The sequence below is a fragment of the Phyllobacterium phragmitis genome (genome assembly GCF_002980495.1).
GTDB lineage: Bacteria > Pseudomonadota > Alphaproteobacteria > Rhizobiales > Rhizobiaceae > Paramesorhizobium > Paramesorhizobium phragmitis.
Window position 1 is genome coordinate 1 of record NZ_PVBR01000034.1, and the last position, 20,979, is coordinate 20,979.

General features: G+C 57.3%; 13 protein-coding genes and 3 pseudogenes. 2 read left to right on the forward strand and 14 right to left on the reverse strand.

Annotated elements, in window-relative coordinates; genetic code table 11:
- Together C5748_RS25505 and C5748_RS25510 are read right to left on the reverse strand one after the other, a co-directional pair.
- The coding region (locus C5748_RS25505; protein ID WP_146119628.1) for a hypothetical protein at positions 1 to 1,996 on the reverse strand (1,996 nt) is incomplete at its 3' end.
- Positions 1,997 to 3,262: 1,266 nt separating this feature from the next.
- The gene (locus C5748_RS25510; RefSeq protein ID WP_146119629.1) at positions 3,263 to 4,900 is read right to left on the reverse strand and encodes a hypothetical protein; all 1,638 of its coding nucleotides are present in this window, start codon (positions 4,898 to 4,900) and stop codon (positions 3,263 to 3,265) included.
- Positions 4,901 to 5,545: 645 nt separating this feature from the next.
- Between C5748_RS25510 and C5748_RS25515 the strand changes: the two genes are divergently transcribed.
- Positions 5,546 to 5,890 (forward strand): hypothetical protein, encoded by a 345-nt coding sequence (locus tag C5748_RS25515; RefSeq protein ID WP_199194902.1) that lies wholly within the window; start codon positions 5,546 to 5,548, stop codon positions 5,888 to 5,890.
- Here C5748_RS25515 and C5748_RS25520 read toward each other — a convergent pair.
- The 4 genes and pseudogenes from C5748_RS25520 to C5748_RS25535 form a co-directional block, all read right to left on the reverse strand.
- Positions 5,868 to 6,581: pseudogene (locus tag C5748_RS25520) on the reverse strand (ShlB/FhaC/HecB family hemolysin secretion/activation protein); the annotation flags it as partial. The gene C5748_RS25515 and the pseudogene C5748_RS25520 sit on opposite strands and share 23 nt — an antisense overlap.
- Positions 6,577 to 7,353 (reverse strand): alpha/beta fold hydrolase, encoded by a 777-nt coding sequence (locus C5748_RS25525; RefSeq protein WP_105745614.1) that lies wholly within the window; start codon positions 7,351 to 7,353, stop codon positions 6,577 to 6,579. The gene C5748_RS25525 and the pseudogene C5748_RS25520, both read right to left, overlap by 5 nt.
- Positions 7,354 to 7,457: 104 nt before the next feature.
- Positions 7,458 to 7,646 (reverse strand): annotated as a pseudogene (locus tag C5748_RS29590) (cytochrome P450); the annotation flags it as partial.
- A 63-nt stretch (positions 7,647 to 7,709) separates the two neighbouring features.
- A complete protein-coding gene (locus tag C5748_RS25535) occupies positions 7,710 to 8,492 on the reverse strand; it encodes a hypothetical protein (RefSeq protein ID WP_105745618.1) in 783 nt (260 codons plus the stop codon).
- A gap of 92 nt (positions 8,493 to 8,584) precedes the next feature.
- On the opposite strand from C5748_RS25535, the pseudogene C5748_RS25540 reads away from it, so the two are divergent.
- Positions 8,585 to 8,890: pseudogene (locus C5748_RS25540) on the forward strand (hypothetical protein); the annotation flags it as partial.
- Here the strand turns inward: C5748_RS25540 and C5748_RS25545 are convergent.
- From C5748_RS25545 to C5748_RS25580, 8 genes are all read right to left on the reverse strand, one after another.
- A complete protein-coding gene (locus tag C5748_RS25545; protein ID WP_245581976.1) occupies positions 8,785 to 9,732 on the reverse strand; it encodes a helix-turn-helix domain-containing protein in 948 nt (315 codons plus the stop codon). The pseudogene C5748_RS25540 and the gene C5748_RS25545 overlap by 106 nt on opposite strands.
- Positions 9,733 to 9,783: 51 nt before the next feature.
- The gene (locus tag C5748_RS25550) at positions 9,784 to 11,259 is read right to left on the reverse strand and encodes a glycosyltransferase (protein ID WP_342588390.1); all 1,476 of its coding nucleotides are present in this window, start codon (positions 11,257 to 11,259) and stop codon (positions 9,784 to 9,786) included.
- Between the two features lie 120 nt (positions 11,260 to 11,379).
- Positions 11,380 to 14,925, reverse strand: a complete 3,546-nt coding sequence (locus C5748_RS25555) for an indolepyruvate ferredoxin oxidoreductase family protein (protein WP_105745620.1) — start codon at positions 14,923 to 14,925, stop codon at positions 11,380 to 11,382.
- A gap of 11 nt (positions 14,926 to 14,936) precedes the next feature.
- Positions 14,937 to 15,734 (reverse strand): hypothetical protein, encoded by a 798-nt coding sequence (locus C5748_RS25560; protein ID WP_105745622.1) that lies wholly within the window; start codon positions 15,732 to 15,734, stop codon positions 14,937 to 14,939.
- An 18-nt stretch (positions 15,735 to 15,752) separates the two neighbouring features.
- Positions 15,753 to 16,538, reverse strand: a complete 786-nt coding sequence (locus C5748_RS25565; protein WP_105745628.1) for a class I SAM-dependent methyltransferase — start codon at positions 16,536 to 16,538, stop codon at positions 15,753 to 15,755.
- 32 nt (positions 16,539 to 16,570) lie between these two features.
- Entirely contained in the window at positions 16,571 to 17,938 is a 1,368-nt protein-coding gene (locus C5748_RS25570) for a cytochrome P450 (RefSeq protein WP_105745630.1), read from the reverse strand.
- Positions 17,939 to 18,025: 87 nt separating this feature from the next.
- Positions 18,026 to 19,303, reverse strand: coding sequence for a cytochrome P450 (locus C5748_RS25575; RefSeq protein ID WP_158259932.1), 1,278 nt, complete (start codon positions 19,301 to 19,303; stop codon positions 18,026 to 18,028).
- A 152-nt stretch (positions 19,304 to 19,455) separates the two neighbouring features.
- On the reverse strand, positions 19,456 to 20,640 hold the full coding sequence (locus C5748_RS25580) for a sulfotransferase family protein (RefSeq protein ID WP_105745634.1): 1,185 nt from the start codon (positions 20,638 to 20,640) through the stop codon (positions 19,456 to 19,458).
- Positions 20,641 to 20,979: the final 339 nt, after the last annotated feature.

Genomic DNA, 20,979 nt, shown 5'->3' on the forward strand with positions numbered 1-20,979 from the left:
CCATCGTCTGGCTGGCGATGTCCTTGGCAGCGATGGTCGAGCCCGGCACCTGGATCGTGGGCGCCTCCAGATCGCCCACTGTTTGCGGCCCGGTCTGCGCATTGCCGATCGGGCCGGCCTTGAAGGGTCTGGATGTCGGCTGCGGCGATTGCCACACGGAACCCGAGCTCTCCTGCGACGACAGGTAGACCAGCGTGTTGCCGCTCGACTTGAGCGCCGCATAGGCCACGTCGATGCCCCCTTCCGGCTGGCCACCGATCGTCCCCTCGTAGATCACCCGCTCGTTCAGTAGCAGGACGGTGTCGAAGGTGCCCAGGCCGTACGGACTGCTCGTCGGAATGATCACCTTGAAGCTCGGCCTGTCCGTCGGAATGGGCAGGTTGTTCGCCGACTTGTCGAGCTCGGGGATCACTGGCGGCGGCAGTTGCGGTGACGTCACAAGGTCGGAGACCAACGCCAGAGCCAGCCGTGCCGAAGGGCCATCCGAGCGGCCGGGTGCGTTGGCATTGAGCATGATGTCGGCCATCCGCCCCGAGGCGATCCGGAACGAGGCCACGCCGCCCACGGGCTGTATCGTATAGGCATCGGGGTTCTGCCCATCCCTCGCCAGTTCCTGCGTGCCGTCCGCGGTGTACATCTTCACCCATGTCGTAGTCCCCAGGTCGGGATTGGTTGTCGTCAGCAGGATCGTCGTCGGCGGCGGCGAACCGCCCACCTGCACATGGCATTGGATGATCTGCGCCTCCAGGGTGGGGCGGAGCTGGCCCGTCAGGTTCGTACGCGCCAAAGGCTTGTCGATCTGCACGCCCAGCAGCCCGGAGGGCGGCGGCGCGGTCTCGAAGCTGCGGGTGGTCCTCTGGAAGTCGTTGCTCCCGGTATCCGGATTGAAGGCGCTCACATGCAGGATCGCGCCCAGCAGGTCGGTTCCTGCCGTGCAGTACACCTGGTTGGACGAACTGCCCGAGGCATCGGTCGTCGTCGGATTGGGATCGACAAACTGGACCCGGTCCGACGGCAGGGCCGACCAGATGATCTTCCTGTTTGCCAGGGCGGAATTGTCGCTGGCCCGGTATCTCACGCTCACCGGATATGTCTGGCCAATGGCCAGCGGTGAAGGCGGCACTTTCAGCGTCAGCTTGCCCCCGTCGGGGAAGCTCACACCACTTTTCTGGAACGTCAGCACCAGATCATTGCTCTCGTCGGTCTTGCTGGAGGCGAACGGGTTCTGGGCACTCGCCTTCACCGTCGCCGTCGTCAGCGCGGCCGTGCTGTTGCATTGCACGCCGTTGATCGCCACGCCGTCCTTGTCGGTGTAGGTCGGCGTGGTGGTCGTCAGGACGGCCTTGGGGTCGCCCGCGACGCTCCAGGTCACGGGCTGGTTGGCCAGGGGCGTGCCGTCGGGCTGCGTGTAGGTCGCCTGGATCAGATGCGTCTGGAGGGACTGCAGCGGATTGCCGTCCAGCGACGTCAGCGCCAGCGAATTGCCGTCTGCGGGAATGGGCGGCTGCGTCACCGCTTTGAAGGACACCGATCTGTTGCCCGGCAAGATGCGTTTGCTCGCATCCGCATTGGTCTCGTCGCCCGGGTTGATCGAGCGCGCATAGACCGTGACGTCGGCCGGATCGTTCGGCCCCTCCACCTTGATCTGCGTCCGCGTCGTGTACTTCCCGCTGTCCGGCGTGGCTTGGCTCGGATTGGGATCGAAAGTGACCGTATAAGCCGGATCCGCACCCGGATCCACCGACCACACCACCTGATCGAGCGCCCCGCCGCCCGAATAGGTCCCGTCAAGCCATGCGTCCGTGTAAAGCGGCAGCGGCTCGTCGCCTTCAACCGTGATGACAATCTCGTTCGATTGAGACGGCGTCAATTCAAACCGCAAAGTGCCGTAGTCTCTTGTGGCTTTCTGCGGATTGAAGGTGCTTGCCGAGATATAAGCGATAAAGGGCTTATCGCCCGTGTATTTGATCGTGTTTTGAGTCGACCCATTCGTCACCGGCGTCGTCCGCTTCGTGAACGTAACCTGGTCCCCCGGATAGGCCTCCCACAGGATGTCCGCCCCATCGACAGAATAGTGAGCCGTCAGCTGATTCTGTGACGCGTCCCAGTCAATGATTATACTTGGCGGAGAGCCAAGAAAAGTGCCGTCCAATCGAATATCCGCTCTGGCGCCATCCGGGGCGACGACCCACAATGGAGTTCCGTAACCCGACGAATTTGTAGCCAGAAGACAGTTTGTCGTGATGCCGTCCTGGAGTGCTGGCGTATATTTGCTGGCAAGATTGAAGTAAGACCACGATGCCCCCACAGGTATCCCCCCCCACTCTATCTCCCCAGAAAGAGGCATGCCATTTTTGTCCACATAGACGGCTCCTATAAGATGATCCGTATCTTCGTAATTGGTGCCCGTCCAAAAGGGTGGGCATTCAGGGAAAAAAATCCCAAGCGAGCTCTCCGGTGGATTGTCGACTTCGATGAACTGCAAATCGATGCTGCCGGGGAGAGGGGGGGTATAATCCGGCGGATGTATATAAACCGCCCGTGCATAAACGGTGACCTTGGTGCCCGTATTTGGCCCAACTGCCATGATCTTTACCGTTCCCATCCCGGTCTCTAGCGATACAATCGTTTTGGCATTATCAAACATGAATGTATGCCCGGGCTGGCCCTCCGCCGGCGCAGGCTCGTCGGGGCCTGTACTCCACACAAGACTGTTGATGTTCTTGTAGTCATCGACCTGCACGGTGAGCTCATTCCACTCATAGAGCTTAAGGGGCCCTGCAGGCCAGATGTGAATTCCTCCCCCACCGCTCACATTCGTTGGTGCCCTTTGCTTATCGCCGGACGTCTCGGCAGCAGCCTTTGAAGCATTCTGCTCGGAGGCCCTGGCGGTCTCCGGCTGGTCCTTGGTGCCACTTCCCCGTGGGGGCTTGTTTGGAACTTGTGTCATCTTCGCATCTTCCTCTTGAATCTCGATGCCGGAGCATGGGTCCGGCTCGTCTGATGGATCATTCAATGGTATCGATACAGCGGCCTGCCCCCGGTTTTCCTGTTGACAGTGGTGGGTGTAGGCCCTCATCCTTTGGATGGAAATTTGAATAAAAAGGTCCTGTTCGCGGGTTTTGAACGCCGCGAAACGAAGGCTATAATTTATGCCCCATCGCCGACTATCGTTGCGCAGCGCCAAAATGCGCCGCGCCGTCGAAAAGGAGGAGCTTCCCCTGCCCGCGAACATCGCTCGCGAGCAGAACAAGGTGCAAGCTCAGGTGTCCATAGGCCAACCGTTGGGGTATGTTGAATAAAGCGCGCTTGCCCCCTTCCCCACCTTATAATCAAACCAAGTACGCCCTATTCTGCCAGATGCAGAGACGGAGAACCCGGTAAGCCAGGCATAGTCGATGACTATGGACACCGATTGGGTGGACGAAGCCTGAATAGTAGAGTGAGACTTATCAGGTATTACTGGGTGTGCATGCTTTCCTATTTCCGTCCCTCCCCGGAAACCATTGATGTAAAGGATGAAGTCTATATCCTCCCCATCTAATTCCGGGTGCTCAGTGAGCGCCTCTATAGTAAGCTGCAGGCCACCACCAGGGAGTGTAGTGATAGTGTTCTGGGTGATGTAACCGGTACCCGGATCCGGGGTGAGGGTCACTTCCGGCAGTTGGCGCTGCGCATCAGTCAGGTACGGTGGTTGGTTTTTGAGAGGAGTGGCCAAGTCGAATGCCGTCATATTTGACAGTCCAGCTCGCGTGCCCAAGACGGAACCGCCAGCAGCCTGGGGGATATAGAATACGCCGTTTCGCCTGCTAAGGTCATGCGACGGCGGTTTGTTATGAGCAGCATCGGTCGGGTCTATCAGACCAGCCAGGGGAAGCGACACGATCGGATTTGACGTTAGATCACTCCACCTTGCGACGTACGGTACGTCCACAATGGTATACTCGAAACCATTTCCTCCTGAGAAATAATCGGTATAATGTGCTATGCCGATCATGACATTACCCGTTGGATCCGGCTGATGAGCCTGGGGGATAGAATCCGTCGGTATCTGGACATCGAAATATGCAGCGCCGATGGGTGTATGAAGGCCGTCCGACCGAAGATCGCCCATTACATCCGGCGCCGTGAAAAAGGGGTTGCTCTGCGTGGCCATTGTCCCGAAAATGACAGTTTTCTCTATCGAGCTTTGAGAACCTATCATGGTTGCCGCCAGGTTAAAGACGTGGCTATTGGTGCTCGTGATCCACACAAACGCTCGGCCGTCCGCATCGGTCAGGGTGCAGGGAAGGCCATTAATCATATCTGCTAGAACTGGAGGTTTGAACGGCTCCTCGCTGCCCGGGTCCTTATAGAACACGACCTCACCGACCGTGCCCGTAAGAACATTCGGAGATGTAGACCACTGGATTTGGACGTTTTCCACTCCAACGTTAGAGTCGTCTAATACGTCGACATATGCCATGACCAGTGCGAAAGGATCGTTGGTAAGCCCCGATCCAAACGCAAACGTACTGCTGATAAACTGAAACTCGGGCGGTATAAGGACCATAAACTTGATCGGCACAGTGATACTTCCGAGGTCGGTCGTGTCGGAGGCATCGATCGGCTGGATCGTGGCCGTGATTTCATAATCACCATCGGCAGATGCACTAGCAAAAACTGAATTGAGATGTGGCGCATTAGAATCAGGAGGCGTATTGTTACCTTCCACCGTTATAGGTGGAACAGAATCCCAGTGTACTTTGATATTATCCCAGTTGTATCCATCTGGAAGCGCGGTTACTTCTGCAACAAGTTCGACATTTTTTCCAGTAGGAGCTACTTTAGTGAGTGTTAATATTTTTATAGTACCGAGAGGCGCTGAGATTGATATATTAGACTTAGTAGATGCTGACATAGGAACTCTCCATTTGTTGGCACGTTTCATGAATGTTTATGATCACGATTCCAATCACGTTGCGCGAATAGAATATGTCTTCACGCGCTCCGGATGCATATATTGAAGCTTTAGCAAGTGCCGCATAAGGTCGAATTACGCGTGCATATCGGTCATGATCTGGATTCTAGTGGATTTCGCTAGGTATGCGATTGTTGTTACTTTGCAAGCCATGCCTCCCAATTGATACCTCCGGAACGATTTCAAAACACATACCGTCAATTACATGATCTTCTGGCGCGTGTTTTTCTGAAAAACGCTTATTCTGAGTCGAACTCAACATGACACACAAGTACTTCTCAAGCAATGACGCTACAATAAACAAAGATATTATTGTAATAATACTACATCATATAGTTTATATAAGTCATAATACATAAGACACTCAATATAGGATATCGGATATCGGATATAAGAATGCAGGATGGACAGTTCCGAAGGCAGTTCCGGAAGGTGACGGTTGCTAAGACGCGGATGACCGAGAAGAAGATGTGGGCGCATCAAAACAAAGAAAGCGCGAAACTGAGGCCGTTCAGCGCTGGTAGTTCCAGGGCATGAGGGCATCGATGAGCGAAGCCGAGCTTCACATCCTGAAGACCCGTATGCATGAGGGGCAGCGCGCAAAAGCACGGCGTGGCGAACTCTTCCTGGGGCTGCCACTCGGCTATGCTCAAGCCCTCGGGGGATGTCGCGCTTGACCCTGATGAGGGCGTGCAACGCGCCATCCGCCTGGTCTTTGCCGTCTTCGAGCGACGGCGCTCTATCAGTGGCGTGCTGGGTTACCTGGTCGATCACGACATCCAGTTGCCGGATCGTATCCGCAACGGGCCCAACAAGGGTGACGTTTACTGGAACTGCCCCAATCGGGTCACGCTCTCGGACATGCTGCGTCATCCCGCCTATGTCTTCGGCCGGTTCTCCGTGTCGCTCACCACTGCAGCGACGTGCTGACGAAAAACAAATCCCTGGCGCCAGTCTCGGCGCTGTTCTGGAAAATCCTGGAATAGCCGATGTCCGCGCCGATATTGCCGCCGGCAAGCCGCATGCCGACGGTCCAGCCGGCGATGTCGCCGCCCTCGAGGCCGAAGCGCTCCTCACCGAACACATGGCCGTAGTCGATCCCGGCATAGGGGCGCAGTTCCCCCAGCCGTTTGGCGAGCGTTGCATTGTCGGCCCATGGCATGGTGCGCCAGGCGATCTCGTTGCGCGTGAAAAGCCCGCTATTGCCGAAGAACACGCTGTCGCGCAGCCCACGCACATTCGAGTAGCCGCCGAGCGAGATCTGCTCGGCGCCAAACAGATTGTCGGGCGAATATTGTCCGCTGATCATCGAGCTCAGCTGAAGATTCTGGCCGGAGACCGCGAACGGCCTTGTCACGCTGATCGTACCGGAAAACTTGGAAAACTCCGGATCGGCGTCGCCCGCGCCCGGCTCACCGCGCCCGACCGCGCCGAAAAGGCCGAGCCCTTGGGCATAGCTCGCGTCGAACACCCAAAGACCACCGAGCATGCGGCGCGAATGCGAAAGCCCCAGATTGGCCACCGTATATTGCCGGCTGCCCACCTCGATGCGGCTGCCGAGCAGGAAATTGTTGGTTTCCTTGTAGGTCAACCCGGCATTGAGCGTGGTGCGCTTGTCACGTATACTGTTGGAAGGGCAGTTTCCGCGAACAATCGAGATCAGCGCTTGTTGATGCCGGGGATGCAAGCCGCAACAGCATCTCGGCGAGAGCTTCCGGTTCCGTGATCATGAGGTCGTGACCGGAATCGATCTCCCAAACGCGGTCCCCTGCGCGCGCCCGTCGGGCGGATTCGGGAGAACGCACCGTGAATGACCATGAAGCATTGATGTTGGTGCACGGGATCTTGCGGACTGCCGCCTCGTCCGCCAGCTTCAGCGGTTGTTTATTGCACTTCAAAGGTTGAGGGGTAATCCTCTCCATCATCCACTCAACGTCGCGCGGATCCGTGATTCCCATGCCCTCGATGAACTCGAGGCTCGGGCCATTGACAAGTTCCACGCCGTCCACAATGCGCCATGTCTTGTGGTCGGCATCAGTCACAATCGGATTGGCGTCTATATGCGCCTCGCCGTTGCGAGGATGCGTTGCATCAAGAAACACCAGATGTCCGACACGTGATAAAGCGCGATCAGCCACACCCGTGATGACTCCCCCGCTATAGCTGTGGCCGACGAGGATGACATCCTTAAGGTCTTCGAATACCAGGACATTCACGACATCATCGATATGCGTATCAAGGTTGGTTTCCGGACTGAGAAGATGCCGCCGCTCTCCCAGGCCCGTGAGCGTTGGTGTGTACACTTCGTGGCCCGCGGATCGGAGCAATCTCGCAAGCCGCTGCCAGCACCATCCTCCGTGGCAACCACCATGAACCAGTACATAGATTGACATGCTTTTCTCCCATTGTGCCGCGATTGAAGTTTACGCCGGCTGGCACGCCGCCGACAGGTTCGATTTGCCCGACAATCATGGCGCTGCCACCAAAATGTCCCGAGTTAAGCCAGGTCGAGACTATCTGGCAGTTCATGTGCACCAATTGGCCGTCGAACCGCATCGTCAGATCCTATGCGACTTCGAGTCGTGATGATCTGGAGTTCGAGCAACGCAAGTGCCTGACCTATGCATACGCGCGGCCCAGTTCCGAAAGGAAGATACGCCTTGGCGGTGTAGCTCCTGTCGAGCCGGAATTCGTTTGGCGCTTTCCGCTTGCGAAGATGGAAGCAACGCTGTCATCTTAATGATTGATTTTAATATTCCGGCTCCCTCTCTAAATCAAGGCACGCCTTCTGTTGCGCAAGCATATCTAATTCGGCGGCGATAGTGCCATTCAGTATCTCTTCAAATCTCTTTAGCGCGCGGGCGATGTCAGCGCCGTCCATAACCCTGTGATCGAAATGGATGCGTACTATAACACCGCCGTCTTCCCCCATCACGCCGTAGTTGAACAGCGTGGTCAAAAACGAAAGAGGATTAGGCGAATCTGCTCCCAAGCCAGAGATCACAGACAGATGAAACGTGCCAAATAAGTTTGCCCGCTGTTGCCCCAGGTTGAGGCCAATCCATATCAGAGTTCGCCGGATCGGAGCTGGCGCTTGCGCTAACCAAAGCCAGCGCTGAGCTTCCTTGTTCTCAAGAATCGGACGGGAGCGTGCAGCCTGCAGCATCGCTCCCAGTTCCGGTATAGAGCGTTCCTCCGGGCCTTTGATGCGGGTCATGACAACCACCTGCACACCCTCAAATTCGCTTTCCTGAGCGACCGAGGCCACACTCATCGGGTATTCATAAAGGCGCGGCGTGGGCAGCTTGATATAAGCACGCCTCAGTTCCGGCACTTCTTGGGCAAGGAGCGCGTATCCCTTTAGGAAAAGTACAGTCCAGGAGGGCCTGGGCTCCAAAGCCCCTCTCGCGCGAAGAAGCGGACCGAGTTGCATCCAGCGCTCTACGGTGACCCTCGGGAACTTCATCGCAAATCCCATGAGGTCGCAGGCAAGGCGCCGAGGTGCCGAAAGCTTCAAGGTTTTGCCACGCATCGCTACTCTCCCAGTATAAGTAGGGGATGGACGGGATTGGGACTGCGCCTGGCCAGCCAGCGCAAAAAGACAACAGCGTTTCATCTGAGTTGGCCGACAGCGCCTACGATCCGCTCAACCTCATGATGGACAAGGCCGCCGTCTATCTCGACTTCGTTATCGAGATCATCCGCCGGTCCGACCAAAAGGGGTTCCAAGTCCGGCCCCGCCGCTGGCTCGTCGCGCGCACCTTTGGCTGGACGACCCGATGGCGACGCCCCGTGCGCGACTACGAGCAGCGCATCGACGTCTCTCACGCTATGATCCTCGTCGCCATGGGCGGTCCGGCGCGCATCCGGCGGATCATTCCAGGCGTGGTGAACCGGTTTTTTCTTAGTACCGTAGTCATGTGGTTTTGACTGGAGAATCCGGATCGCCTTGCAATTTCCTGTAGCGACAAGTCCGTTTCGCGCAGACACCGTTCTGCTTCATCAAGACGTAACATCAGCAGATACTGATGTGGGGTTTGTCCGAAAGTTCTGCGAAAAGATGGCAGAAAATGTCCCGTCGAAATACCCAGAACCGCCGCCATCTCCGGAATGGAGATTTTCTGCCCAAAATTGGCTCTTAGATAATCCTCGATCTTGTGCGCGGCCTGATCGCTGAGCCCTTTGGCTGGCGAATTGGGAGGGTGCTCGCGTAACGTGGTATGATCTTTAATCAGCACAGTCACCAGGACAGTACGCAGGGCACAAAGATAAGCTTTCATCACAGGCGTGATACTTATCAGTTCCGGCCGTAGAAGATCCACGACCTGCATAATTCTGGGGTTCACGTATCTGCTCGGCGCGGGAAAGAGAGTTGCAACCTCATGAGCATCTTCGATTTCAAATATATCGGTGATGAGTTTTCTCTCAAGCGTGACGAGCAAATGCTCATTCCTGGCAGGCCATTTAACCTGCACCTCGCATTGAGGCGGAAAAAACAAAACGGTGCCCGCTGGTGCGTTGAAGGTTTCGCTTTTTCCACCCCCCGCCTTCCATTGAAACTCCCTGGCTGCTGTGAGTATTATCATCGCTTTTAAATCATCAAATAGATATTCTTCACCGCAATTTCCGGTAATGTTATAGCTTATCTCGTCATCCAACACGCTAAATCTGCATTCTGTAAGTGATGCTTTTTCATATGAATAATAATCATCGTATTCACTGCAGTATTTATATGAATCATCTTTATTTTTATTATTCATCGGTAATGACATATTAACCAATCTATCCATACTGTAGAATAACATATATTGATAATAATCACATTACGATCTTATTTTATACTCTTGTGTATTATCGAGATATATTGAATCGTTAACTCCGAAATATGGCCAGGAACTTAAACTCAACTCTCGGCTTTGGTGCGTATGGACGCCCTCCAATCTCTGTGCCACTTGACCAACGACCCGGAGGACTTCAGCGCGCGTGTCGATTGCGGCGAACTCTTTGGCGATGAGTGATGCATGCTGGCGATAGCTCTGAGCATCGTCAAGGACGGCTCGAATGGCGTTGCGCAACGCGACTGGCGTTGGCGTGTTCGTGGCAAGGTTGACACCAACCCCGGACCAGGCGACACGTGCGTTCACGTCGGCTTTGTCCTCGGTCAGCCCAGCGGCAACCAGGGGGATGCCAAAGCTCATGGCTTGGTTGACGCTGCCATAGCCGCCATTGGTGACGAAAACGTCGGCTTTGGACAGTATCCATTCGAAGGGGAGATAGCTGGCCAAGCGCGCGTTGGCGGGAATGGGTCTCGGAATGACCTCAATCGGACGGCCGCCCGTGGTGACGACCACGAGCAGATCCGGCTCGTCGGCGAGCGCCGCCAGGGTCGGGGTAATCAGGAGGTTGAAGTCGTGGTTCGCCAATGTGCCCTGGGTGACAAGGATCACCTTGCGCCTGCCGTCCAGATCATCCGCCCAGGGCGGCAATGGAGCCTGGTTCGGAATGATGGGCAGTGCCCCGACGAACTGCACCGAAGGCGGAACGGCGTGCGTGAACTCGAAGCTCGGCACTGAAAGCTGCATGTAAGCATCGGTGAGTTCCACCACCGACTCGAGGAGAGGCTTCGACAGCGGCCCGGCGCCCACGCCTTCCAAGCACCGATCCAGGTAACGCGTGACAGGGTATCTGACAATGTTGTCGTATTCACGCGTGATGGCCGCGTATTCCTCATGCTGTGCCTGGGAGATTGCGGGATGTAAGCCGAGGAAGTTCGGTGCTCCGTCCTCGCGATGCCAGTGCAGGATGGTGGTGCCGAAAAGAACGACGGGAGGCCGCGCCGATCGTGCCCCGAGAAGCATCGGCAAGACGCCGAAGAACTGATCGTCAGCGATGACAATATCGGCGGGAGCTTCCTGCAGCATTTGTTGCAGGCCCATGTATTGAGCGGGAATTTCGTTAATCAAGCCGCACATGGCAGCGCGCAGCCACTCGAACCCTGGGGGCAGGGTTTTCAATTCGGGAAGCTTTGCCTGCGCATCGTGATCTGCGCTTTCGGGAAGGGGCCAGAATTCTGCGCCGACACTTTTGACGCGGTCCTGATATGCGCTCGCTGTAGAGGCAACGACTTCATGGCCTTCGCTCAATAAGATGCGCGCTATCCCAAGCATTGGAATGACGTGGCCCAGCGCGGGCGTCGCTGCCATAATGATTCTCATATGAGGACTCTCCCTGAACGGCTCAATGCGCAGCGCAAATGCTCGGGTCGTCGCGTCGCCGCTGGTTGGCTTGCGCTCCGCCATCGGCGTGCGTTATCGTGACCACGGTAGCGCAATACTTGGGTTTCGCCATTCTATACTTCCATCAATCAATATATAATATGTATATTATATATTATTAATAGAATATGTGCAAGTTTATTTTTAATTAAATTGCAATTCCTTAGAGTTGGCATGGAGAACCCTGGATGAGCGGTTCTTCGCAACAGATTTCTCCCTCTCTCCACAGGTTGGAATCTGGTCAGAATGATCCTTTTCCAAGCTATCGAGGAGGCGTAAGCGCTCCTGTTCTGCCTTCCCGGCATTTTCTTCCTTTACATGGCCAAAGCCACGGATCAGAAAAGGAATGGAGGCGAGTTCGGTAGCAATTCTAACCCTGCCTGGTGCAAGAACACGCTCGATGAGATCGAGATCAGCCTCGTAGCGAGCAAGAAGCCGGCGCTCCATGCGTCGTTCCGCCGTGCGGCCGAACGGATCGAATGCCGTACCGCGCAGCCGTTTCAGGCGGGCCAAAACCGAAAAGCCCTTTATCATCCAATTGCCGTAACGCGTTTTCTTGAGATGCCCATCGGCATCCTGCCGGGCGAAGATGGGTGGCGCCAGGTGAAACTCCAACCGGTCGAAGCTCTCGAACTCCGCTGCAAGCTGCCGCCGGAAGGAACCGTCCGTGTAAAGGCGCGCCACCTCATACTCGTCCTTGACCGCCATCAGCTTGAAGAGATTGCGCGCCGCTGCCTGCGTCACGGCGGTGGAGCCGGGGACGATCTTGTCCTCCACCGCGCGCAGCCGCAGGATGCGGGCACGGTAGCGCTCGGCATAGGCCCGGCCCTGATAATCCGCAAGGAAAGCCGTGCGGCGAGCGATGATCTCGTCCAGCGTCTGCTCCGTCCGATCGTCGGCCAAAGGGGTGGAGCACTTCACCAGCCCGTGCACATATTGCGGGTCGTGGGCGGCACGGCGGCCCCAACGGAAGGCCGCTATGTTCATGGCCACCGCCTGCCCATTCAACGCGATCGCCTTTTCGATCGCCTCCACCGACACGGGCAACCCGCCGAGCTGGCAGGCCATGCCGAGCATGAACATGTTGGCCCCGATGGAATTGCCGAACAGCACAGTGGCGGTCCGGGTGGCATCGAAAAAATGCACCCTAGCCTCGCCCGCCGCATCGCGAATGGCCTTCTTCAATTGTTCTACGGGTAGCGAAAAATCCGCCGAACGGGCGAAATCACCCGGCATCACCTCCGCCATGTTGGCGAGAAACAGCGTGTGCCCCTCGCACACGGCGGCAAGCACTTTTCTGGAACCGGAGACCACGAGATCGCAGCCCAGCACCAGATCCGCCTTGCCGGCTGGCACGCAGATAGCCTTGATATCGCAAGGCGCGTGGGCAATGCGCAGATATGAGAAGACCGCGCCGCCCTTTTGAGCAAGCCCGGCCATATCGATGATGCCCGAGCCCTTGCCCTCCAGATGTGCCGCCATGCCCAGCACGGCACCGATGGTGACGACACCCGTCCCGCCAATGCCATTGATGACGCCGGACCAGCCATGATCGAGCGGAAACAGGCAAGCTTCCGGTACGCCGGCTAACGGATCGGCGTCGCCCACCGTACCACCGAGCTTTTTCACCTTGGCCCCATGCACAGTGACAAAAGCGGGGCAGAAGCCGTTGACGCAGGAAAAATCCTTGTTGCAGCTCGACTGGTCGATGCGTCGCTTACGACCGAATTCCGTGTCCAGCGGCTGCAGGGAGGCGCAATTGGATTTGATGCCGCAGTCGCCGCAACCCTCGCAGACGAGTTCATTGATGATCACCCGCCTGTCAGGATCGGCCAAGGCGCCACGTTTGCGCCGGCGGCGCTTTTCTGCTGCGCAGGTCTGATCGTAGATGAGCACGGAGACGCCCTTCACCTCCTGCAAGCTTCGCTGCACCTGGTCGAGATCGTTGCGGTGCTGAATGGTGGCACCGGCGGGAAAGCGCACGGTACCGTCATATTTCTCCGGCGCATCGCTGACGACCGCGATGCGCGACACGCCTTCGGCACGCACCTGCTCGGCGATCATGTCCACCGTCAGCCCGCCTTCGTGCGACTGTCCGCCGGTCATCGCGACGGCATCGTTATAAAGGATCTTGTAGGTGACATTGACGCCAGCGGCGATGGCAAAGCGCAGCGCCAGCGAACCGGAATGATTATAGGTGCCGTCACCCAGATTCTGGAAGACGTGCTCGCGCCTGGAGAATGGCGCCTGCCCGACCCACTGGGCTCCCTCCCCACCCATGGTGGTAAAGCCGACCGTGCCGCGATCCATCCACAGCGCCATGAAATGGCAACCGATGCCGCCGCCGGCGATCGCGCCTTCCGGCAGGCGCGTGGAGGTATTGTGCGGGCAACCGGAGCAGAAACCGGGTGCACGACCGGCAATATCCCTGATGCTGGCCAGCCGAGCCTGGAGCTGGTGCAATCGCGCCACCCGTGCGGCGATCTCGTCCGATGGGCCAATGATTTTAAGCACCCGCTCCCCTATGGCGATAGCGATATGGTTCGGATCGAGCGACCCCATGGGCGCAAACAGCTGATCGCCATATTCATCCTTCTTGCCGATGATGGTGGGCTGCATGCGGGTGCCATAAAGGTTTTCGCGTAGTTGCACCTCGATCAGCGGCCGCTTCTCCTCGACAGCGATCACCGTTTGGAGGCCGCGTGCGAAATCCTTGATATGCTCGCCATCGAGCGGCCAGGGACAGGCGATCTTGAACAGCCTGATACCGAGAGCACTGGCGCGTTCTTCATCGATGCCCAGATCGGCCAGCGCCTGGCGCACGTCGAGATAGCTTGCACCAACGGTGATGATGCCCAATTGCGGCTTCCTGCCGCCGGACCAGATGATGCGATTAAGCCCGTTCTCGCGCACGAAGGCGGCCGCCGCAGCCCGCTTATAGGCATGCAGCCGCTCTTCCTGGCCGAGCTGGTTCACCTCGTGGCGGATGTTCAATCCTCCTGGCGGCATGTCGATATGCGGAAGTACGATCTTCAGCCGTTCCTGCGTCACGTCGACCGAAGCTGTCGATTCGATGTTGTCCTTCGCGCATTTGATGGCCGTCCAGGTGCCGGCAAAGCGCGACAGCGCATAACCATAGATGCCGTAGTCGATAAGCTCCTGGAGACCCACCGGATTGAGGATCGGCACCATGGCATCGACAAAGGCGAATTCACTCGCATGCACGACGGAAGAAGATTCAGCCAGATGATCATCGCCCATCAGCGCCAGCACGCCGCCGTGCTTCGACGAGCCGGCCAGATTGGCATGGCGAAAGACATCGCCAGTGCGGTCGACACCTGCCCCTTTGCCGTACCAGAGGGCGAAAACGCCGTCATGACGCCCCTCGCCCAAAAGCTCCGTCTGCTGTGAGCCCCAGCACGCCGTTGCCGCCAGTTCCTCGTTCAGTCCCGGCTGAAAGACGATGTCGGCGACCGACAACTGCTTGCCAGCTTTCCAGAGCTGGTGGTCGAGCCCGGCCAGAGGCGAGCCGCGATAGCCCGAGACGAATCCGGCCGTATTCAGCCCGGCCCGCCTGTCCCGTTCGCGCTGCATCAGGAGCATGCGCACGATCGCCTGGGCGCCTGAGACGAAGATACGCTCCTTGCCAAGGTCATATTTATCGCCAAGAGAGACTTTATGGCAGACCATGTTCTCGTCCTCTATATGTAGGAGCCGTATTCGGGCGCGTTCACCGAGGTCACGGTACGGAGCCGGGCTAGGGAATATTGGCGGGAAGTGCTATTCAGCAAGATACGACTGTCCCACCAGGACCGATAGTTCTCGGCGAGGCGCGACATCTCGCTATTGAACCTTTGCAATCGCATGAACCGCGCCTTCTCGCCCGCAAAGCTCGTCAATGCCAGAACGCTCCCGTCATCCTCCGCCCCCTCCATGAGCGAAAAAGATCCGAAAGAAGCAAAAAGCCGGTCGATTTTGAAGCGGACAATGGGAGCCATAACGATCTCGTGCTCTTCGCCTGCCTCGCTGTGAAACAGAAAATGAAGGACCACCATCAACTGGCAGAGCTCCGCAACCAGGCTACGGTTCGCTCTGAGCTTCGGATCGATCGTGAACCCCCCGGTATAGGAGAGCTTGTCGGGCCTGTGTTCGAACCTTCGAACAAGATCCTCCATCGCTTCGATATGGCGCTCGCAGCTGGACTGATTGCATAATGATTGCGGGGCAAATGGCATGTGGTGCCTGCGATATTGCTGCAGCGTCGCCCGCTGAAAGCCCATAATGGGTCGAAGCCCATCTCTCTCCTCGCAAATCAAGAAATGACTTGCGAACCAGCACGAAGCGTCGAATGGGATCACGCCTTCCGGATATTTGTTGCCGTAGCCGTTGATCCTGAGCGTAATCGTCCTCTCCAGGAGTTGCCGGACGAACGGGTCGTGCCACTGTTCAAGCGCACTATCCAGTTGGATGAGAATGTAGGATTCGGGAAGGGTCGACATGGATCACCTCTGTATGGTCTATCGCTTGATTGCGCTGACGATGAACTTGTTGAAGAAACTCACCGAATGTGGATCGGCCAGGCATTCGAGATAGTCTTCGCGAAAGCGCTCCCATTCCTGGGCTGAACCGATAACGCGCTCGAAAAAGGCGGATGCATTCGCAAACCTCTCCCGCATCTGGCCGATCTCGCTTTTCTTTTCGGCCCCGCGAAACTCGGTGGTCTCGATGGCCCAGGAAATCGATGCAAGGCCAGCATTTGAAAACAGGTGAGGAAGTTTCCGGCCGACGAAGAGATCCACCTCGTCTGTCGCGGCAAGCTTCTTCAGGCCTTGCTTCACACTGAACGTCTGCGGATACAGGTTGAGGATGATCCCATCGACATCAATGATAATTAGTTTACCTGCCGGTTTGAGGACACGCACCAACTCGGAGATAATACGCTCCTGACGCTCGCAGCTTTGATGATGCAGAACAAAGCGGGAGACGATCAGATCGAATTGAGAGTCTTCGAAGTCGAGCTCGAAAAGATTCTTCTCCTCAAAGCTCAAATTGTGGACATCTTTGGCGCGTTCCCTTGCCTCGCGCAGGATCGGCGCAGAATAATCGCAGGCTATGATCCTTGATCTGGGAAATCGGCCCGCCAGATAGCGACTGACGATGCCCGACCCGCAGCCCGCATCGAGAATGCAGGCTCCATCTTTGACCTCGATCCCCTCCAGTTCCCTTTGGTAGTCATAGGCGGGCAAGGCGGACTGCCTCTCCAGCCGCTCAAATTCGCCGGGATGTTCCAGGACATACGACATGGCTTGATCTCTCCGGGAGTTTCTGGCTTGTATCAGTGCTCGCGAGCGTGAACAGGACACGCACTGTGGGAATGCTCGGCGGTTTCCGAAATTGCGGCGGGTTGAAGCGCCGAACGACAAAGTTCGGGCTGGATCGCCCACAGCTTCGTTCGGTCGCGCCCCTCCATGAGCATGGACGGTGGTGTGAGATGTACCGCAGGAAGCGGCGCGCCTACCGGTCCGACAAGTGAGAGTTGTAGACTGGAAGCGACTTCCAGCGCGATGATCTCAAGCTCGAGCTTCGCCAGCGCCGCGCCGACGCATACGCGCGGCCCCGTCCCGAATGGAAGGTAGGCTTTCGTGTTATACGTCCTGTCGAGCCGGAACTCCTCGGGGGCATCCCAGAAGCGCGCCGAATGATGGAGCGTCCATGGCGACACCATGATGGATGTGCCGCGGCGCAACCTCCGGCCGCCAAACTCCATATCCTGCCTTGTGCCACGCGCAAACCAATAGGCGGACGGATATAGCCGCAGGACTTCCTGGGTTGCGGCCAGAGCCGTGCTCGCCGAAGACAGTTTCGCATAGTCGAGATCACCATTCTCATCGCGCACCGTGGCACTTTCAGCCGCAATCCGGTCGGCGAGCCCCGGCACGGTCGCCAAGGCGTGGAGAAGCCAAGCCGTGGCGGAGCCCGTGGTGTCCGAACCGATGAGCAGAAGCGTCAGTATCTCGCTGGCAGTATCACGATCGGAAAGATTCAGCTCATCCAGAGAACGGCTCATCCCCGCATCGGGAGCCCGTTCACGAACGCGGCGGACTATCAGCTCCATGGTCTCCTTGGCGGCTGCCCTGCGGCGCTGCCGCTCCGCGCGCTTCCATGGCAGGAATGGCGCAGATCGAAATATCTCGTCGGCCAGATCGTTCTCCACCTGCCTGAGGGCTGCGATGAGTTGCTCCTCTTCGGCCGGAGAAAGGGCTCCAGGGCCGAACGCCACGATACAGATGAGGCGTAGCGCCAGACTCGCGCCGAACTGACGAGCATCGAAATGTCCCGTTCTCGTCACGTCCGCTATTGCCCGGCGCACCTCCGAGGCCAGCACCGGCGTCAACCGCTCGACAACGACACGCGCCAGTGTCGAATGGTACACAGCATGCCGCCGTTTACGCTCCTCACCTGTCAGAACGATGATATTGTTGCCGGTAATTGCGCGGAACTTTGCGGTCATCGGACCCTTGTCTATCAAGTCCTCCGACGTCTTCAAAAGCGGCTTGATGTACTCCGGGTCGGCAAGCAGGTATACGGGCCGAAAGCCAATATTGAGCGGGACCAGAGGCTCTGTCGCCGCATCTGCTTTATCCACAAGACAGGCCAGCGGATCACGCCGGAATGCTGGAGTGTCCGAGAACATATGTTTCATGACAGAAAATCCTATCGCTGACGGTTATATCAAGATCGCTTCGTCGTTGGCGGCACCTCAGCCTTCATGGGAGCACGCGCCCTCACTTCACGTCCCCCCGTGAGCGTGAACAGGACACCCGCTGCGGAAAGGCTCGGCCAGTTCTGAAGATGTGAACTCATCCGACGCGAGCCCAGAATTCTTGGATGGGCTTGTCCGAATACTTTGTCGCTCGCGGGCTTCCATCGGAATGGCGGGAGGGGAAAGATGCACCCCCGGTACCGGCGCGCCGAGTGGCTCCTTGGCCACGAGCCGCATGGCCGACGCCACCTCGAGCGTGATGATCTGGAGCTCGAGAAACGCAAGCGCCTGACCAATGCATACGCGCGGCCCAGTTCCGAAAGGAATGTACGCCTTGGCGGTGTAGTTCCTGTCGAGCCGGAATTCGTTTGGCGCCTCCCAGAAGCGCGAGCAGCGATGGAAAAGCCACGGCGATACGATGATGGCTGTGCCGCGGCGTAATTTTCGACCGCCAAACTCGACATCTTCTCGCACACCGCGCCCAGTCCAATAGCCGGGCGGGAAGAGCCGGAGTACCTCGCGCACGGCTGCGGTGGTGGTCGTAGCCGATGCAAGTTTTGCGAAATCGATCTCGCCCTCATCGTCGCGGACGGCATCGGCCTCAGCCGCGATCTGATCGGCCAATTCCGGCATGGTCGCCATGGTGTGGCAGAGCCAGGCAACGGTAGCCCCTGTCGTGTCGTGGCCCGCAAGGAGAAGTGTCAGGATTTCGTCTGCCGTATCGCGGTCGGAAAGTCCAAGTTCGCCGTAGCTGCGGATAATGGCGGATTCCGGTGCGCGCTGGCGAACGCGGCGTACGACGCCGATCATATCCTGTTTGAAACCCTCGATCCGGCGGCGCTGCGCGAGATATGCCCAGGGCATCTGCAGGGGGCCAAAGATTGTGTTAGCGAGTTCGACCATCGCCTGTCGGAGCGCTTGAATGACAATTTCTACATCCTCCGGGGAAAGGGCGTTGGCGCCGAACGAAACGACCGAGACAAGACGCAACGCCACACTCGCGCCAAATTGGCGTGCGTCGAATGTTCCGTCTTTCATGACTTCCGCGATCGCCATGCGGGTTTCACGTGCCAGCATCGGTGTGAGACCTTCCACCGCTGTACGCCCCACGACCGAATGCAACACGGCGCGTCGGCGCTTGTTTTCCTCGCCTCCGAGAACAGTGACGTTGTTGCCGGTAACAGCGCGGACTTTCTTGACCATCGGGCCTTTGTCCATCACCTCTTCCGGCATTTTCAGCAGCGGCTTGATGTAGTCGGGGTCGGTCAGCAGGAATAAGGGCCGCATACCGAACGCCAGAGGCATCAGGGGCTCGGTCGCCGTCGTTCCACGCTCAACCAAAAAGGAGAGCGGATCACGCCGGAATGGCGCAACATCTGAAAACATGCGCATCGTTGAATCCTCCATGTGTTTGGGGTAGCACCCGCGACTTGACCTCAGAGGCGACCGGGGTATTCTCAGTTAAATCCGTGCTCTTTGCGGTAATCTTCATAGAGGTCGCGAAGCTCGGTGGATGTGATCCCCCACTTGTCGCCTGCGTATTCGTGCGGACCGTTCTTCGTGGTCGGACTGGCCACGATCCACTCACGCATGTTCTGCTCGGCAAGCGGCGAAAGCGTCAGTCCGAAATATCTGTAGATGGAACGCACCGTCCCCAATGCGTCCGCCTCGAAATCGCGGTGATCGACGTCGAAGAATTGCGAGGCGCGACCCCGGCGGGCTTCATCCGCCCTATCCAGAGCTTTGCGCCAAAAGGGAGCTTCCCTGGGCCCGATAGCCTCAGGTCGTGCATTCTCCCCATGAATGGCGTGCTCGAGCATGTACCAAAGGCTGCATAGGGACGGTATCGTCTTGAGCGGATCCCTATGCGTCTGGATGATGCACGCGTCCGGGAATATATCGAACAGATTATCCATTTCGGTCATGTGGTAATTTTCCTTGAGGAGCCAGCGCCGATCCGGCTCACCACTCCCGATAAGGCGCAGGATATCCGCATAGCGGCGATAGGCGGCCAGATGGCTGTGCGTTTGATAAAATCGGCCATATGAGCGGAGGAATGGAGCCAGTTCATAGCGCAAGAAGCTCTGGCACAGCGCCTTTTTGCACTCCTCCACCTCGTCCGCGAGAATGTCGTGCGCCTTAATCATTCCCGGCATGTGGGATATCATCATTGTCGAATGAGCGACGGCGGCGCGGTATGAAGGGTTGGTCTTCCAGCTCTCGCGCGGCGGACGGATCTGGGGCTTTTGCGCGAGCCAGAACTCCACGCCCTGGAACTGTGGATCCATTGAGAGAAGCCTGTGGAGCGCGGTCGTTCCACTGCGTGGAAGGCCAATGATCACGACGGGCTTTTTGATCGGCATCGACAGGACGTGAGGATTCTCCGCCCAGCCTTTTTCCGCGTATAATCGCGCAGTTAGCGGGCTAAGAAAGTAGTAGTTGTAGACAAATTCCAGACCACGCTCACTGACCTTCACGTCAGTATCGAATCCGTCGAGTAGCGCGCGAAACGCGTCGCGGTAGGCCGGATCGCCAAAGTCATGCAGACCCGTCTGAGCAATGGCGGCTTCGTGGAGATCATCCTCGCAATCCGAGAGTTTTCTTTTCACGGCAATCGCATTAGTCATTGTTACAGCAGTCATCAGCCTTCCTCCAGTTCCGCTATCGCGCTACGCCTTCACGGCCAATGCAGGTCCCGCGGGTGCCGGCATCGTTTGACGACACGATCATTTGCAACAGGCTCTCTCCGGCGTTTGATGACGACGGCGATATGATTTCCCGGCGACGGCCGCCATCCATCGATGGCTTGGCCGACCAAACGTCCAAATGCATCAGCAGAATATTAGGCGACGAAGTTAAATATAACTCCACCCCAAGGGATAAAGTTTACACGAAGTAAGACATCATTCGACGTCATTGTTATTCATTTCTGTGTTTTTCTAACTATACTTACTATAATTTAATACTTCAACATATAAATA

What these genes read in the sequence shown, in the direction of transcription:
- C5748_RS25545 (WP_245581976.1), bottom strand. Translation starts at nt 9,732, where the DNA reads ATGTCATTACCGATGAATAATAAAAATAAAGATGATTCATATAAATAC.
- C5748_RS25570 (WP_105745630.1), bottom strand. Translation starts at nt 17,938, where the DNA reads ATGAAACATATGTTCTCGGACACTCCAGCATTCCGGCGTGATCCGCTG.
- C5748_RS25575 (WP_158259932.1), bottom strand. Translation starts at nt 19,303, where the DNA reads ATGCCTCTGGCGTTCGGTATGCGGCCCTTATTCCTGCTGACCGACCCC.
- C5748_RS25560 (WP_105745622.1), bottom strand. Translation starts at nt 15,734, where the DNA reads ATGTCGACCCTTCCCGAATCCTACATTCTCATCCAACTGGATAGTGCG.
- C5748_RS25550 (WP_342588390.1), bottom strand. Translation starts at nt 11,259, where the DNA reads ATGGCGGAGCGCAAGCCAACCAGCGGCGACGCGACGACCCGAGCATTT.
- C5748_RS25525 (WP_105745614.1), bottom strand. Translation starts at nt 7,353, where the DNA reads ATGTCAATCTATGTACTGGTTCATGGTGGTTGCCACGGAGGATGGTGC.
- C5748_RS25515 (WP_199194902.1), top strand. Translation starts at nt 5,546, where the DNA reads ATGAGGGGCAGCGCGCAAAAGCACGGCGTGGCGAACTCTTCCTGGGGC.
- C5748_RS25555 (WP_105745620.1), bottom strand. Translation starts at nt 14,925, where the DNA reads ATGGTCTGCCATAAAGTCTCTCTTGGCGATAAATATGACCTTGGCAAG.
- C5748_RS25510 (WP_146119629.1), bottom strand. Translation starts at nt 4,900, where the DNA reads ATGTCAGCATCTACTAAGTCTAATATATCAATCTCAGCGCCTCTCGGT.
- C5748_RS25535 (WP_105745618.1), bottom strand. Translation starts at nt 8,492, where the DNA reads ATGCGTGGCAAAACCTTGAAGCTTTCGGCACCTCGGCGCCTTGCCTGC.
- C5748_RS25565 (WP_105745628.1), bottom strand. Translation starts at nt 16,538, where the DNA reads ATGTCGTATGTCCTGGAACATCCCGGCGAATTTGAGCGGCTGGAGAGG.
- C5748_RS25580 (WP_105745634.1), bottom strand. Translation starts at nt 20,640, where the DNA reads ATGACTGCTGTAACAATGACTAATGCGATTGCCGTGAAAAGAAAACTC.